This is a genomic window from Hydrogenophaga sp. (assembly GCF_051860785.1).
Taxonomy (GTDB): domain Bacteria; phylum Pseudomonadota; class Gammaproteobacteria; order Burkholderiales; family Burkholderiaceae_C; genus Hydrogenophaga.
In genome coordinates this window covers 26617-41430 of sequence record NZ_JBIMLB010000007.1, presented here as the reverse complement: position 1 = coordinate 41430, position 14814 = coordinate 26617, and the positions used below count along the sequence as shown (strand labels likewise).

Below are 14814 nucleotides of genomic sequence, written 5' to 3'. Positions count from 1 at the left end.
GTTCGGGGGCTGAACGATACTTCGCCTCAGGACAATAAATCAACTGCGTTTAGTTATGACTTTCCCTGAGTCCTTGCCGATCCAGGTCGCCACCGCAGGCGAAGCGCTCATCGACCTCCTCGAGGACGCCGAGGGTCGTCTGCAGCCCTGCGCCGGTGGCGCGGTCTACAACCTCAGCCGCGCGCTCGGCCTGCAAGGCGTGGGCACGCTGTACCTGAACCCACTGTCGCGCGACCGTTTCGGTCGCCAGCTTGCACAAGGGCTGGCCCAGGCGGGGGTGGCGCTGGCGCGACCCGATCCGGTGCACCAGCCGACCTCGCTCGCGGTGGTCGGGCTCGATGCAGAGGGCAAGGCCAGCTACAGCTTCTACCGCGATGGCGTCGCCGACCGGGAGGTGGATGCAGCCACCTTGAACGCGGCCTGCAACGCCGCGCCCACACTGCGGGTCGTGGCCACCGGTTGTCTCGCGCTGGTGGCCGAAGACCGCAACAAGGTGCTGCCCTGGTTGCAGGCGCAGCGCGCGGCAGGCCACCTGGTGGTGGTGGATGCCAACCTGCGCCCGGCGCTCGTGCCCGACATGACGGCATACCGGGCGAGCGTGATGGCCGCGCTGCAGCAGGCCCACCTGATCAAGGTGAGCGACGACGACCTGGTAACCCTGGGCCACGTGGGCGCAGATCCCGTGGCGGACGCTCGCGCCCTGCTGGCGGACACGCCAGCGCCGTGGCTGGCCCTGACGCTGGGCGCACGCGGCGCCGTGCTGCTCCACCGCGATGGCCGCGCCTGGCAGGCCTGCGAGACCACACCGGTGGCCGTGGTGGACACGGTGGGCGCGGGCGACTGTTTTCTCGCCGGGTTGCTGGCCGGCCTGCTGTCGCGCCCCGCCCGACAGGAAACGCTCCGCCTGCAGAACCCGAGTCTTGACGAGGATATGCGCTACATCCTGTCCCACGCCGTCGCCAGCGCCAGCCTGTGCGTGATGGAAACCGGCTGCACCCCGCCCAGCTCGACCCAGGTGGCCGAACGGCTGCGGCTCGCGCCGCCCCACGTGCTCACGCTCTGACACTTTTTCCGCGTGCACGACGCGGTGCATCGCGTTAAGGTCAGGGCTTGCCGCGCAAGAAGAACCCGGCTTGTAACTTTATTACATTAAAATTAAAAAAGTCTCGTAACCAAATTAGAAACATGGTCACCTCTGCCGCTCCCGTCACCCCCGCAGCGCCCCTGGACCTCGTCATCTTCGGTGGCGCCGGTGACCTCTCCGTGCGCAAGCTGCTGCCCGCGCTGTACATGGCGCACCTGCACCACAACCTGCCGCCGTCCACGCGCATCCTCGCGCTGGGCCGGCAGCCCTGGGATCGCGCGGCCTTCACCGCCTTCGTGGACGAGAAGGTGCGCGGCTTCATCGACCCCGAGGCGCTGGACGCCCAGGCCTGGACCGCCTTTGTCGAAAGGCTGATCTATGTCTGTCTCGACGCCACCGAGCCCACCGACTTCGCCCGGCTGGGCGCGGCCCTGGAGAACGGCTCGGACCGGGTGTACTACCTGGCCACCGCGCCCACGCTGTTCACCGGCATCTGCGCGAACCTGGCCGGCGCCGGGCTGATCGATGCGCATTCGCGCGTGGTGCTGGAAAAGCCGCTCGGCCACGACCTGGCCTCGGCACGCGCCATCAACGACGAGGTGGGGCGGCATTTCAGCGAATCGCAGACCTTCCGCATCGACCACTACCTGGGCAAGGAGACGGTGCAGAACCTCATGGTGCTGCGCTTCGGCAACACCATCTTCGAGCCACTGTGGCGCAGCCCTTTCATCAAGAGCGTGCAGATCACGGTGGCCGAATCGGTCGGTGTGGGCAGTCGCGCGGGCTTCTACGACGGCACCGGCGCGCTGCGCGACATGCTGCAGAACCACCTGCTGCAACTGCTGTGCATCGTGGCCATGGAACCTCCTGTCTCGCTCGACCCCGATGCCGTGCGCGATGAAAAACTCAAGGTGCTGCGCTCGCTGCGCCCCATGACCGTTGCCGACGTGGCGCGCGACACCGTGCGCGGCCAGTACACCGCGGGTGCGTCCAATGGCGACAAGGCCGTGGGCTACCACCAGGAAGCCAACGTGCCGCCCGAGAGCAACACCGAAACCTTCGTGGCCCTGCGCGCGCACATCAACAACTGGCGCTGGGCCAACGTGCCGATCTTCCTGCGCACCGGCAAGCGCATGGCCGAACGCCGTTCAGAGATCGTGATCGAGTTCGCCGACCTGCCCTACACCATCTTTCCCGATGCACCGCGCCAGCCGGTCAACCGCCTGATGATCCGCCTGCAGCCGGAAGAGCACGTGCAACTGCAGATGATGGCCAAGGAACCCGGCAGCGGCATGCGCCTGCGTCCCGTCAGCCTGAATCTGGACCTGGAGTCGGCCTTCAGCGCACGCCGTGCCGAGGCCTACGAGCGCCTGCTCATGGACGTGACCAAGGGACGCCTGACGCACTTCATGCGGCGCGACGAACTCGAAGCCGCGTGGAGCTGGGTCGAACCCATCCTGGACGGCTGGAAGAACCTGAACGAAAAACCCCGGCCCTACGCCGCCGGCAGTTGGGGCCCTGCTGCCTCATCGGCACTGATGGCGCGCGAGGGATCGGCCTGGGCCGAGGAGGCATGAGGCCATGAAGGAAGACGACCCGATACCGCCGACCACCTTGCAGGTGCACCCCGCCGGCAGCGCGGCCGAGCAGGCGCAGCAGCTCGCGCGCCACATCGCACGGCGCCTGCGCGAGGCCATCACCTTGCGTGGCCATGCGGTGCTCGCGGTCTCGGGTGGCAGGTCGCCCGTGGCCATGTTCGAACAACTGCGCGAACAGACGCTGGACTGGCCCCGCGTGACCGTGGTGCTGGTCGACGAACGCTGCGTGGCGCACGACCACCCGGAGAGCAACACCGCCCTGGTGCGCACCCACCTGCTGCAGGGCCCGGCAGCGGCGGCCACCTTCGTGCCCTTCTTCGACACCCTGCCTGCCACCCTGAGCGACACCGCGCTCAACGCTCTGGTCGATGCCGCCAACCAACGACTCGCTGCCCACCCCTGGCCCATGGATCTGGTGGTGCTGGGCATGGGCGAAGACGGCCACACCGCCTCGCTGTTTCCGGGTGCCCCTCGGCTGGCTCAGGCGCTGCGCGGCAGCGGTCCGCTGACCTGGTTGCGCCCCATCGCCGCGCCCCACGCACGCCTGACCCTCACCCTGCCCGCCCTGCTGGCCACGCGCGAGCTGGCCCTGTCCATCACCGGTGCGGGAAAGCTTGCCACCTACCAGCAGGCGCGCCTGGCTGCGGACGAGTCGCTGCCGGTCTCACTGGTGCTGAACCAGTACCAGACGCCCGTGAGCGTGTGGCTGGCATAAACCATGAACACCCCCGTCGCTTGCTCACTGCGTGTAGCCGCATCCCCCCTCAAGGGGGCAACACCTGCGGCCCGGCAAAGCCGGTTCCGTGGTGTTTCTTGAAAGAATTGGACTCCCTTCATGACCACCACCGCCCCACTTCACCCGACCCTGGACCGCGTCACCCGACGCATCGTCGAACGCAGCGCCGAAAGCCGTGCCGAGTACCTGGCGGCCATGGCCGCGCAGCGCAAGAGCGGTACGCAGCGCACCGGCATGGGCTGCGCCAACATGGCTCACACCACGGCCGCACTGCCCGCAGCCGACAAGCTCAAGATCCACGCCGAGCGCGCGCCGCATGTGGGCATCGTCACCGCGTACAACGACATGCTCTCCGCGCACCAGCCCTACGAAACCTACCCGCAGAAGATCCGCGACCACGCGCACGCGCTGGGCGCGACCGCCCAGGTGGCCGGTGGCGTGCCCGCCATGTGCGACGGCGTCACGCAGGGCGCGGCCGGCATGGAGCTCTCGCTGTTCTCGCGCGACGTGATCGCGCTCGGCACAGCCGTGGCGCTCTCGCACAACGTGTTCGATGCCGCGCTCATGCTCGGCATCTGCGACAAGATCGTGCCAGGCCTGTTCATGGGCTCCTTGCAGTTCGGCCACCTGAGCACGGTCTTCGTGCCGGCCGGCCCCATGACCTCGGGCCTCTCGAACGACGCCAAGGCCAAGGTGCGCCAGCAGTACGCGCAGGGCCTGGTGGGCCGCGATGCGCTGCTCGAATCGGAAGCGCAGGCTTACCACAGCCCCGGCACCTGCACCTTCTATGGCACCGCCAACAGCAACCAGATGCTCATGGAGATCATGGGCCTGCACTTGCCGGGGGCCTCTTTCGTCAACCCCGGCACGCCCCTGCGCGAGGCGCTCACGCGTGGCGCCGTCAAGCGGGCGGTCGCCAACACCGGCCGCACCGGCGAGCCGGCCATCTGCATGGCCGACATCGTCAGCGAGAAGACCCTGGTCAACGGCATCGTGGGCCTGCTGGCCACCGGCGGTTCGACCAACCACACCTTGCACCTGGTGGCCATGGCGCGCGCAGCCGGCGTGCTGGTGGACTGGGACGACTTCGCGGAGCTCTCGCACGTGATTCCGCTGCTGGCGCGTGTGTACCCCAACGGCAGCGCCGACGTGAACCACTTCCACGCCGCTGGCGGCATGGGCTTCCTCATGCAGGAATTGCTGTCTGCCGGTCTGCTGCACGCCGATGTGAACACCGTGATGGGCGCCGGCCTCGATGCCTACACCCGCGAGCCCTGGCTGGACAACGGCCAGTTGGCCTGGCGACCCGTGCCCGAGCGCAGTGGCGACACGGCCGTGCTGCGCCCGGTGGCCGAGCCTTTCAGCGCCGATGGTGGCCTGCGCCTGCTGCAGGGCAATCTGGGCCGCAGCGTGGTGAAGGTCTCCGCCGTCAAGCCCGAACACCGCGTGGTGCGCGCCCAAGCCGTGGTGGTGAACGACCAGCACGATCTGCTGGACCTCTTCAACGCCGGCAAGCTCGAACGCGATCTGGTGGCCGTGGTGCGCTACCAGGGACCGCGCGCCAACGGCATGCCCGAGCTGCACAAACTCACGCCGCCGCTGGCGGTGCTGCAGGACAAGGGCTTCAAGGTGGCGCTGGTCACGGACGGCCGCATGTCCGGCGCATCGGGCAAGGTGCCTGCGGCCATCCACCTCACCCCGGAGGCCCTCGCGGGCGGGCCGATCGCTCGCGTGCGCGATGGCGACTGGATCACGCTGGACTGCGAGCGTGGCGTGCTCGAACTGGAAGTGGACGCCGCCACGCTCGGCAAGCGCCGTGTAAAGCACCCGGACCTGCGCGGCAACCAGCACGGCAGCGGGCGTGAACTCTTCGGCCTGTTCCGCCAGCAGGCCAGCGCCGCCGAACTCGGGGCCTCGCCGCTCTTTTCATAAGACCCTGAACGACCCCGACATGACAACCTGTTTCACCCCACCCACTTTCCAGTCCCGCGTGGTGCCCGTGATCGTGCTCACCGACGCGGCGCAAGCCGTGCCACTGGCGCACGCCCTGCTCGAAGGCGGCATCGACGTGATGGAGATCACCCTGCGTTCGGACGTGGCGCTCATGGCCATCGAGGCGGTGGCGCGCGCCGTGCCGCAGATGCACCTGGGCGCCGGCACCGTGACACGTGTGGCCGAGGTGCAGCAGATCATCAACGCCGGTGCCACATTCGCGCTTTCACCCGGCTGCACCGACGCGCTGGTCGAAGCGGTGAAAACGGCCAACCTGCCCTTCATTCCCGGCGTGATGACGCCCGGCGAGGTGATGCGCGCGCGCGACCACGGCTTCCACCTCATGAAGCTCTTTCCCGCCGCACAGGCCGGCGGCATCGGCATGCTCAAGGCACTCGGTTCGCCCTTGTCCGACGTGCGCTTCTGCCCCACGGGGGGCGTGAGCACCGACAATCTGCGCGAGCTGCTGGCCCTGCCCAACGTGGCCATGGTCGGCGGCTCCTGGCTTACGCCGGCCGATGCGCTGCGGCAAGGCGACTGGACCCGCATCACCCAACTCGCACGCGAAGCAACCCAACTGTCACAACCTGCATGAACCTGCCCGACACCCTGCCCGCCTGGACCCGCCTGCAGACCCTGGCCAGTGCGCCCACCCCACACCTGCGCGAACTGCTCGCCGAACCGGGGCGGGCCACCCGCCTGACCCACAGCGCCGCCGGCATCACGCTCGACGCCAGCCGCCAGCGCCTCACGCCCGAGATCGAGCGCGCACTGCTCGAACTGGCGCAGCAATCGAATCTCGCCGAGCAGCGCGAGGCGATGTTCCGGGGCGATGCAATCAACGCCACCGAAGGCCGTCCCGTGCTGCATGTGGCCCTGCGAGGCGACCCGCTGCACACCGGCCCCTGGGGCAAGAAGGTGCAGACCGATGTGCAGCACGAAATCAACCGGGTTTGCGACTTCGCCGAGGCGCTGGGCGCCGGCGCGGTGCGCGGCTACACCGGCGAAGCCATCACCGACGTGGTCAACATCGGCATCGGGGGCTCGGACCTGGGTCCGCGCATGGCGGTGGAGGCGCTGGCGCATCTGACCCACCCGGCCGTGCCCGGCCCACGCGTGCACTTCGTCTCCAACCCCGACGCCTGGGCGCTGCACAGCGTGCTGCGCGGCCTCGATGCGGCGCGCACGCTGCTCGTGGTCTCCAGCAAGACCTTCACCACGCAGGAAACGCTGACCAACGCCGCGAGCGCGCAGCGCTGGCTGACCGACCACGGTTGCCCCGAGGCCGACCTGCCGAAGCACCTGGTGGCCATCACCGCCAGCCCGCAACAGTCCGCGAAACTGGGTTACCCGGCCGAACGCACCTTCCTGTTCTGGGACTGGGTGGGTGGGCGATATTCCGTCTGGTCGGCCCTGGGCCTGCCCCTGGCGCTGGCCATCGGCGCCGCGAACTTCCGCGACTTCCTGGCTGGTGCGCGCGAGATGGACCGGCACTTCACCGAGGCCCCGCTGGCGCAGAACATCCCCGTCCTGATGGCCTTGAACGGGGTGTGGAACCGCAACTTCCTGCGCCTGCCCACCCACCTCATCGTGCCCTATGCCTCGCGGCTGGCCCGCTTCACGCCCTTCGTGCAACAGATGGACATGGAGTCCAACGGCAAGCGCACCCACACCGATGGCACACCGGCCACGGTGGACACCGGCCCCATCGTCTGGGGCGGCCTGGGCATCGACGGGCAGCACGCCTATTTCCAGCTCATCCACCAGGGGCGGCACACCGTGCCGGTGGACTTCGTCGGCGTGCACAACGAAGACACGCCCCTGCCCCTGGCGGCCACCCACCATGCGGTGGTGAACCTCAACCTGCGCGGCCAGGCCGAGGCCATGGCGCGCGGGCGCAGCCTGCAGGACACGCAGGCCCTGCTGGAAAAGGAAGGCATGAACGCTGCGCAGGCCGCTGCCATGGCGCCGCACCGCAGTTTCGAGGGCAACATCCCCAGCCACGTGCTGTGGCTCGACCGGCTGGATCCCCAGCGCCTGGGTGCGCTCATCGCGCTGTACGAGCACAAGGTCTTCACCCAGGCCGCCATCTGGCGCATCAACGCCTACGACCAGTGGGGCGTGGAGCTGGGCAAGACGATGGCCAAGGCGATGGAAGCACAAGAAGCCCAAAAACACTGATGCCTGTTGGGGTATAAAATGCGGTGCCCGAAGTGGGTTGAATTTCCCAGCCCTCTGGCTTGTCCGCTATAGGAACCCTCGCATGCATAGCGTCAAGACCTTTCTCAGCAGCCTGACGTCGATCCTGACGTCAAGCAACGGGGACTCGACGCCCAAGGCCGACCCGCATGCGATGTTGCTGATCCAGAAGTCCATGCTGCGACTGCTGGGTCTTCGCGGAGCCGAGCTGAACCCCGATCTGGAACACCGCATTCGCTACGCGCCCAGCATCGAGGCGCTGTGGTTCCTGCGCGCCGACCTGGCCCAGGCGCTTTGCCTGCAGCGCGATGAAACCAGTGCGTTGCAAGCGGTTTCAGACCTTACGCCGCTGTTCGAAGGCAATATCGCCAAGACGCAACTGCAGGCCTACCAGCGCGGTCAGCGCCGCTGACAGGCCGCGACCAGAGCGGGGCGTTTGCCCGACCCTTTCATCAGACAAGGACTACAGACCCTGCCGCGGCATGGTCTGAGCATGGTGTTCCCGGGCGATGACATCTCGTCGTCCCGCCATTCGGAAAGGAAACACCATGCAAACCTTCAAACACCTGCATTTGCGCACCTGCCTGGCCACCGCTGCGCTCGCCATCGCACTGCCCGCCTGGGCAGCCGGTGGCACGGACAAAGCATCCATCGAAGCCAACTACCAGGCTGCACGCACCGCCTGCCAGAGCATTGCCGTGCCTGGGGACCGCACCAACTGCCTGCGCGATGCGGGCGCAGCGCGTGCCCAGGCCTTGCGCACGGGGCCATCCACCACCTCGTCTGAGCAACTGCAACGCAACGCAATCCAGCGCTGTCAGGTTCACAAGACAGCCGAGGATCAGGCCATCTGCGAGCGCATGGCGCGTGGCGACGGCAACACATCGGGCTCTGTCGAGAGCGGCGGTGTGATCCGCGAACTCACCACGCAGATTCCGGCACCGCCGATGCCGCCGCGCCAGTAAGACTGGCGGCTTCAGGTCACCGGCGCTGGATTGAACAGCACCAGCGCGTTGTGCAGTTTCCAGCGCTCGGCCCAGGTCTGCTGGCGGCCGCTGGCCACTTCGAGCATGAGGCGGAACAGCTCCCACCCCACGTCCTCGATGCTGGCCGTGCCATCGGCAATGGTGCCGGCATTGAGGTCCATCAGGTCGTGCCAGCGACGGGCCAGGTCGCTGCGCGTGGCCACCTTGATGACGGGCACCGGTGCCAGGCCATACGGCGTACCGCGCCCGGTGGTGAACACGTGCAGATTCATGCCAGCGGCCACCTGCAAGGTGCCGCAGATGAAATCGCTCGCGGGCGTGGCGGCGTAGGTCAGACCCTTGGCTTGCAGCTTCTCGCCCGGTGAGAGCACGTTGCCGATCGGCGCGCTGCCCGACTTCACGATTGAGCCCATCGCCTTTTCCACGATGTTGGACAGGCCGCCTTTCTTGTTGCCCGGCGTGGTGTTGGCACTGCGGTCCACGCTACCGCGCTTCAGGTAATCGTCGTACCAGGCCATCTCGCGCACCATGGCCTGCGCCACCTCGGGCGTGGTGGCGCGCGCGGTGAGTTGCGCAATCCCGTCGCGCACCTCGGTGGTCTCGGAGAACATCACGCTGGCGCCGGCGCGCACCAGCAGGTCGGTGCAGAAGCCCACGGCCGGGTTGGCGGTAACGCCGGAAAACGCGTCGCTGCCACCGCACTGCACGCCCACCACCAGTTCGCTGGCCGGCACGGTCTCGCGCCGGCGCGCGTCCAGTCGCTTCAGGTGCACTTCGGCCTGGCGCAGGATCGAGTCGACCATGGACATGAAGCCCACGTGCGCGTCGTCCTGCAGGCAGACCACGTCGAGCGAAGAATCATCGGCCGTGCGCTGGTCGGCAATGGGGATCGAGCCGGGCGGCAGCAGGCGTTCGGGTTGCAGCTTCTCGCAACCCAGGCTGACCACCATCATCTCGCCGCCGAAGTTGGGGTTCAGGCTGATGTGGCGCAGTGTGCGGATGGGAATGATGGCGTCGGGTGCATCGATGGCCACACCACATCCGTAGCCGTGCTCCAGCGCCACCACATCGTCCACGTTCGGGTATTTCGGCAGCAGCTCGCTCTTGATGCGCTGCACGGCGAAGTCGGTCACGCCGGCCACGCACTGCACCGTCTGCGTGATCGCCAGGATGTTGCGCGTGCCGACCGAGCCGTCCGGGTTGCGGTAACCCTCGAAGGTATAGCCCTCGAGCGGCGGCAAGGGATCGGGCTTCACGGTGGCCATGGGGAGGTCCTCCAGGCCACGTGCGTCGGGCATCTTCAGCAGGCGTTCGTGCACCCAGCTGCCGGCGGGAATGTCGTCGAGCGCAAATCCGATCGGCACGCCGTAACGCAGCACCGAGCCGCCACGCGGCAGGTCCACCAGTGCCACCTTGTGCCCCTGCGGCACCTTCTCGCGCAGCACCAGCCCGTCGGGCAAGGTGGCGCCGGGTGGCAGGCCACCATCGTTGGCAACAATGGCGACGTTGTCACGCTCGTGCATGCGGATGGTCAGGGGGCGCACCACCGTGACTCTGGCAAGGGTTTCCGACATCCGCATCTCCTATCATTCAACGCGCAACCCGCACGCATGGGCCGTTTCCGGCTACGATCGTCACACATTTGGTACCGGTACCATTTTAAGCCGCAAATGAAAGATTCCGACAACATCCGGCGCGCGCGCCGTGGCAGCGGGGCCATCACCCTGCGCGACGTGGCCCGGCTGGCCGGCGTGGCGCCCATCACCGCGTCGCGCGTGCTCAACACGCCCGAGCAGGTGTCGGTCGACGTGCGGCAGAAGGTGCTGGAGGCGGTGCAGAAAACAGGCTACGTGCCCAACCGCATGGCCGGTGGGCTGGCGTCGTCGCGCAGCCGCCTGATTGCGGCGGTGGTGCCGAGCACGGTGATGTCGGTGTTCATGGAAACCATCGAATCGCTCAACGGCACCCTGTTCGATGCGGGTTACCAGTTGATGCTGGGCCAGTCGAGCTACTCGGCCAGCCGCGAAGAATCCCTGCTCGAAGCCATCATCGGCCGCCGGCCGGACGGCATCTTCCTCACGGGCATTCTTCAATCGGGCAAGGGCCGCACGCGCTTGCTGGCCTCGGGCATTCCCGTGGTGGAAACCTGGGATCTCACACCCGCGCCCATCGACATGCTGGTGGGTTTTTCGCACGCCGACATTGGCCGTGAAGTGGCCAAGTTCCTGATCGGCAAGGGACGCCGGCGCCTGGCCATGATCCGAGCCAACGACGAGCGCGCCGACCGCCGGGCGCAGGCCTACGCCGCAGAAGTGGCACGCAGCGGGCTGGCGGATACGCACGTGGAGGTGGTGGACGTGGGCTCGTCGCGAACCATCAAGAGCGGGCGCGAGGCGCTGGGCCGGCTGCTGGCGCTGCACCCCGACGTGGACGCGGTGTTCTGCAGTTCCGACCTGCTGGCCTCCGGCGTGGTGACGGAGGCGCGCGTGCGCGGCATCGACATTCCCGGGCAACTGGCCATCGTGGGCTTCGGCGACGTGCCTTTCGTGGCCGACATGGTGCCGTCGCTGAGCACCGTGCACATCAACGGCGCAGACATCGGCCGCATGGCGGGGCGCTGCCTGATCGATCGGGCCGAAGGGCGGGAGGTAGCACACCGGGTCGTGGACGTGGGGTTTTCCATCGTCGAGCGGGATACGACTTGAGCGTTCTCCGGCCTGGACCGGTTGTTGCCGCGTGGGCGGGCAGCTCCGCGAATGTCCCCCGGTCGGCTGCGCCGCCCTCCTCCTTTATTTCGCTGCGCTGCCCACCCACGCAACAACAACCTTTTGGCATGCCCATGGTGGCGCGCACCTACGTTCGCAGCTCGTGAGCGCATGGCGCTCTGTGGAGCGAAATAAAGGGGGAGGCGGCCTCCCGCCGCCGGAGGACATTCGCGGAACAGAGCGCCATGCGCTCACGAGCCCGAAGCAGCCGCGCCAGAAAAACCGATTGACGGACCCATTTGGTACCGGTACCATTTGCTCCAACTTCAACTGGTACCGGTACCAATTGAAGCCACGCCGCCACACATTCCCAACGACAGGAGACAGACCACATGAAACAACTGCTGTGCGCGCTCGGCGCTGCCATGACCCTCTCCACGGCCATGGCCTGGCCCGACAACAAACCCGTCACCATCGTGGTGCCCTTCCCGCCCGGCGGTTCCACCGACCTCATCGCCCGCACCCTGCAGCCCAAGCTGCAAGAGAAGCTCGGCGGCAACTTCGTGGTCGACAACAAGCCTGGTGCCACCGGCACCATCGGCGCCACCCAGGTGGTGCGCTCTGCGCCCGACGGCCACACCCTCTTCGTCTCATCCCTTGGCCCGTTCGTGATCGCACCCCACCTCTTCAAGGTGACCTACGACGCCCCCAAGGATTTCGACTTCATCTCGGTCGCCGTGCAGGCACCCAACGTGCTGGTGGTGCCCGCCGCGTCGGCCCACAAAAGCATGGCCGACGTGATGGCGTTCCAGAAAGCCAACCCCGGCAAGATGACCTTTGCGTCCTCCGGCAACGGCAGCAGCGACCACCTGACGGCCGAGCTCTACTGGCAGCAGACCGGCACCACCGGCGTGCACGTGCCCTACAAAGGCGGTGGCCCGGTGATGACCGACCTGCTGGGCAACCAGGTGGATTCGTCGTTCATGAACATCAACACCGCCATGCCGCAGATCGTGGCTGGCAAGCTGCGCGCGCTCTCCATCACCAGCGCCCAGCGCTCGCCACTGCTGCCCAACGTGCCCACGCTCGATGAGCTCGGCATCAAGGACGCCAACGTCTATTCCTGGCAGGCCGTGGCCGGCCCCAAGGGCATGCCCGCCGACATCAAGACCAAGCTGCACGCCGCCATCCGCGACGCGCTGAACGACCCGGCCGTCAAGCCGAAGCTGCTGGAACTGGGCTTCGAAGTCGTGGCCAGCACGCCCGAGCAGTTCACCGCTTTCCAGGCGGCGGAATTCGCTCGCTGGCAGAAGCTGATCCAGTCGCGCAACATCAAAGCCGATTGAACATGCTCAGTCCCGTCACCGTGTCCGCCGCCACACCCCGCATCACCGACCTGCGCGCCATCCCCGTGGCGGGGCGCGACAGCATGTTGCTCAACCTGAGTGGCGCGCACGCGCCGTTCTTCACGCGCAATTTGCTCATCCTCACCGACAGCGCAGGGCGCACCGGAGTGGGTGAGGTGCCCGGTGGCGAGAAAATCCGGCAGACGCTGGAGGAAGCGCGCGAGCTGGTGGTGGGCCAGCCCATCGGCGACCACCAGCGCCTGCTGCGCGAACTGCACAGCAGGTTCAAGGACCGGGACGCGGGCGGTCGCGGGCTGCAGACCTTCGACCTGCGCACCACCATCCACGCCGTGACTGCGGTGGAGTCGGCCCTGCTCGACCTGCTGGGCCAGCACCTCGAGGTCCCCGTGGCGGCACTGCTCGGTGAAGGCCAGCAGCGCGACGCGGTGGAAATGCTGGGCTACCTGTTCTACATCGGCAACCGGAGGAAGACGAACCTCCCCTACGCCAGCGAGCCTGATGCGCCCGACGCCTGGAGCCGCCTGCGCCACGAAGAGGCCATGACACCCGAAGCGGTGGTGCGCCTGGCCGAAGCAGCGCGCGAGCGCTACGGCTTCAACGACTTCAAGCTCAAGGGCGGCGTGCTGCGCGGCGACGAGGAAGTGGACGCGGTGACCGCGCTGCGCGAACGGTTTCCCGACGCCCGCGTGACGCTGGACCCGAACGGCGGCTGGCTGCTGAAGGACGCGATCCGACTGGGCCAGCGCATGCGCGGCGTGGTGGCCTACGCCGAAGACCCGTGTGGCGCCGAGGATGGTTTCTCCGGCCGCGAGGTGATGGCCGAGTTCCGCCGCGCCACCGGCCTGCCGACGGCGACCAACATGATCGCCACCGACTGGCGCCAGCTCACCCACGCGCTCTCGCTGCAGTCGGTCGACATCCCGCTCGCCGACCCGCACTTCTGGACCATGGCCGGCAGCGTGCGCGTGGCGCAGACCTGCCGCGACTGGGGCCTCACCTGGGGCTCGCACTCCAACAACCATTTCGATGTGTCGCTGGCCATGTTCACCCACGTGGGCGCCGCCGCGCCGGGCAAGGTGACCGCCATCGACACGCACTGGATCTGGCAGGATGGCCAGCGCCTCACGAAAGAACCGCTGAAAATCGTGGGTGGCCATGTGCACGTGCCGAAAAAGCCGGGCCTGGGTGTGGAACTCGACATGGCCGAGGTGGAGAAAGCCCACCAGCTGTACCAGCAGCACGGCCTTGGCGCGCGCGACGACGCCACCGCCATGCAGTACCTCATTCCGAACTGGACCTTCAACCCCAAGCGCCCCGCGCTGGACCGATGAATCACCACAACCATTTCTACCCATGAGACCGAATCGACTGCGACAGATCTGGGCCGCTGGCGGCGCGGTGGCCAATGGCTGGCTCGCCATCCCCAGCAGCTTCTCGGCCGAGACCATGGCCCACCAGGGCTGGGACTCGCTCACCGTCGACCTGCAGCACGGCGTGGTCGACTACCAGGCCATGGTCACCATGCTGCAAGCCATCTCCACCACCGACACCGTGCCCGTGGTGCGCGTGCCCTGGCTGGAGCCCGGCATTCTGATGAAAACGCTGGATGCCGGCGCCTACGGCGTGATCTGCCCCATGGTGAACACGCGCGAAGATGCGCAGAAGCTGGTGGCGTACACGCACTACGCACCGATGGGCACGCGCAGCTTCGGCCCCGTGCGCGCCCTCCTCTACGGCGGTGCCGATTACCCCAAGCACGCCAACGACACCATCGTCACTTTCGCGATGATCGAAACCGCGCAGGCGCTCGACAACCTGGAAGACATCCTGTCCGTGCCCGGCCTGGACGCCATCTACATCGGACCGTCCGACCTGTCGCTCGCGCTTGGTTGCAACCCCACCTTCGACGACCTCGACCCCAAGGCCGCCGCCGCGGTGGAGCACATCCTGGCGCGCGCCAAGGCACACGGCTTGGTGGCCGGCATTCACAACGGCTCGCCGGAAGCGGCCGCGCGCCGCATCGCTATGGGCTTCCAGTTCGTCACCATCAGTTCGGACGCTCGCCTGATGGCCGCCGGCTCGCAGCAGGTGCTGTCCACGCTGCGCGCCTCGGCGCCCAAGGCCACGCCTGACGGCTACTGAACGTC

The 14814-nt window shown here is 67.5% G+C and carries 13 protein-coding genes; 12 read left to right on the top strand and 1 reads right to left on the bottom strand.

From position 1 onward, the window contains the following. The first annotated feature begins 55 nt into the window (after positions 1 to 55). The 8 genes from ACTIF6_RS11265 (at position 56) to ACTIF6_RS11230 (ending at position 8574) form a co-directional block, all read left to right on the top strand. The gene (locus ACTIF6_RS11265; protein ID WP_439588070.1) at positions 56 to 1063 is read left to right on the top strand and encodes a PfkB family carbohydrate kinase; all 1008 of its coding nucleotides are present in this window, start codon (positions 56 to 58) and stop codon (positions 1061 to 1063) included. Positions 1064 to 1185: 122 nt separating this feature from the next. Then, complete coding sequence (zwf, locus tag ACTIF6_RS11260; RefSeq protein ID WP_439588069.1) at positions 1186 to 2661, top strand: glucose-6-phosphate dehydrogenase; 1476 nt, start codon at positions 1186 to 1188, stop codon at positions 2659 to 2661. Positions 2662 to 2665: 4 nt separating this feature from the next. Beyond that, the gene (gene pgl, locus ACTIF6_RS11255; RefSeq protein ID WP_439588068.1) at positions 2666 to 3397 is read left to right on the top strand and encodes a 6-phosphogluconolactonase; all 732 of its coding nucleotides are present in this window, start codon (positions 2666 to 2668) and stop codon (positions 3395 to 3397) included. Between the two features lie 120 nt (positions 3398 to 3517). Then, entirely contained in the window at positions 3518 to 5350 is a 1833-nt protein-coding gene (gene edd / locus ACTIF6_RS11250) for a phosphogluconate dehydratase (RefSeq protein WP_439588067.1), read from the top strand. Between the two features lie 19 nt (positions 5351 to 5369). Beyond that, a complete protein-coding gene (gene eda / locus ACTIF6_RS11245; protein WP_439588066.1) occupies positions 5370 to 6005 on the top strand; it encodes a bifunctional 4-hydroxy-2-oxoglutarate aldolase/2-dehydro-3-deoxy-phosphogluconate aldolase in 636 nt (211 codons plus the stop codon). Next, complete coding sequence (pgi, locus tag ACTIF6_RS11240; RefSeq protein WP_439588065.1) at positions 6002 to 7591, top strand: glucose-6-phosphate isomerase; 1590 nt, start codon at positions 6002 to 6004, stop codon at positions 7589 to 7591. Before eda ends, pgi begins: the two co-directional genes overlap by 4 nt. A gap of 82 nt (positions 7592 to 7673) precedes the next feature. Continuing rightward, positions 7674 to 8021 (top strand): hypothetical protein, encoded by a 348-nt coding sequence (locus ACTIF6_RS11235; RefSeq protein WP_439588064.1) that lies wholly within the window; start codon positions 7674 to 7676, stop codon positions 8019 to 8021. Between the two features lie 136 nt (positions 8022 to 8157). Further along, the gene (locus ACTIF6_RS11230) at positions 8158 to 8574 is read left to right on the top strand and encodes a hypothetical protein (RefSeq protein WP_439588063.1); all 417 of its coding nucleotides are present in this window, start codon (positions 8158 to 8160) and stop codon (positions 8572 to 8574) included. Between the two features lie 11 nt (positions 8575 to 8585). Here the strand turns inward: ACTIF6_RS11230 and garD are convergent, their stop codons facing one another. Next, positions 8586 to 10169 (bottom strand): galactarate dehydratase, encoded by a 1584-nt coding sequence (gene garD / locus ACTIF6_RS11225; RefSeq protein ID WP_439588062.1) that lies wholly within the window; start codon positions 10167 to 10169, stop codon positions 8586 to 8588. A gap of 96 nt (positions 10170 to 10265) precedes the next feature. Here garD and ACTIF6_RS11220 point away from each other — a divergent pair, with 96 nt between their 5' ends. The 4 genes from ACTIF6_RS11220 to ACTIF6_RS11205 all read left to right on the top strand — a co-directional run bounded on the left by ACTIF6_RS11220 (position 10266) and on the right by ACTIF6_RS11205 (position 14809). Beyond that, positions 10266 to 11300 (top strand): LacI family DNA-binding transcriptional regulator, encoded by a 1035-nt coding sequence (locus tag ACTIF6_RS11220; protein WP_439588061.1) that lies wholly within the window; start codon positions 10266 to 10268, stop codon positions 11298 to 11300. Positions 11301 to 11692: 392 nt separating this feature from the next. After that, positions 11693 to 12646: a Bug family tripartite tricarboxylate transporter substrate binding protein gene (locus ACTIF6_RS11215; protein ID WP_439588060.1), complete on the top strand. Its 954-nt coding sequence runs from the start codon at positions 11693 to 11695 to the stop codon at positions 12644 to 12646. A gap of 2 nt (positions 12647 to 12648) precedes the next feature. Next, positions 12649 to 13998: a glucarate dehydratase gene (gene gudD, locus ACTIF6_RS11210; protein ID WP_439588059.1), complete on the top strand. Its 1350-nt coding sequence runs from the start codon at positions 12649 to 12651 to the stop codon at positions 13996 to 13998. 22 nt (positions 13999 to 14020) lie between these two features. Beyond that, the gene (locus ACTIF6_RS11205; protein WP_439588058.1) at positions 14021 to 14809 is read left to right on the top strand and encodes an HpcH/HpaI aldolase family protein; all 789 of its coding nucleotides are present in this window, start codon (positions 14021 to 14023) and stop codon (positions 14807 to 14809) included. Positions 14810 to 14814: the final 5 nt, after the last annotated feature.

Coding starts and splice junctions, on each gene's coding strand:
- ACTIF6_RS11205 (WP_439588058.1), top strand. CDS start 14,021: ATGAGACCGAATCGACTGCGACAGATCTGGGCCGCTGGCGGCGCGGTG.
- ACTIF6_RS11215 (WP_439588060.1), top strand. CDS start 11,693: ATGAAACAACTGCTGTGCGCGCTCGGCGCTGCCATGACCCTCTCCACG.
- ACTIF6_RS11230 (WP_439588063.1), top strand. CDS start 8,158: ATGCAAACCTTCAAACACCTGCATTTGCGCACCTGCCTGGCCACCGCT.
- ACTIF6_RS11220 (WP_439588061.1), top strand. CDS start 10,266: ATGAAAGATTCCGACAACATCCGGCGCGCGCGCCGTGGCAGCGGGGCC.
- ACTIF6_RS11265 (WP_439588070.1), top strand. CDS start 56: ATGACTTTCCCTGAGTCCTTGCCGATCCAGGTCGCCACCGCAGGCGAA.
- pgi (WP_439588065.1), top strand. CDS start 6,002: ATGAACCTGCCCGACACCCTGCCCGCCTGGACCCGCCTGCAGACCCTG.
- pgl (WP_439588068.1), top strand. CDS start 2,666: ATGAAGGAAGACGACCCGATACCGCCGACCACCTTGCAGGTGCACCCC.
- eda (WP_439588066.1), top strand. CDS start 5,370: ATGACAACCTGTTTCACCCCACCCACTTTCCAGTCCCGCGTGGTGCCC.
- garD (WP_439588062.1), bottom strand. CDS start 10,169: ATGTCGGAAACCCTTGCCAGAGTCACGGTGGTGCGCCCCCTGACCATC.
- zwf (WP_439588069.1), top strand. CDS start 1,186: ATGGTCACCTCTGCCGCTCCCGTCACCCCCGCAGCGCCCCTGGACCTC.
- gudD (WP_439588059.1), top strand. CDS start 12,649: ATGCTCAGTCCCGTCACCGTGTCCGCCGCCACACCCCGCATCACCGAC.
- ACTIF6_RS11235 (WP_439588064.1), top strand. CDS start 7,674: ATGCATAGCGTCAAGACCTTTCTCAGCAGCCTGACGTCGATCCTGACG.
- edd (WP_439588067.1), top strand. CDS start 3,518: ATGACCACCACCGCCCCACTTCACCCGACCCTGGACCGCGTCACCCGA.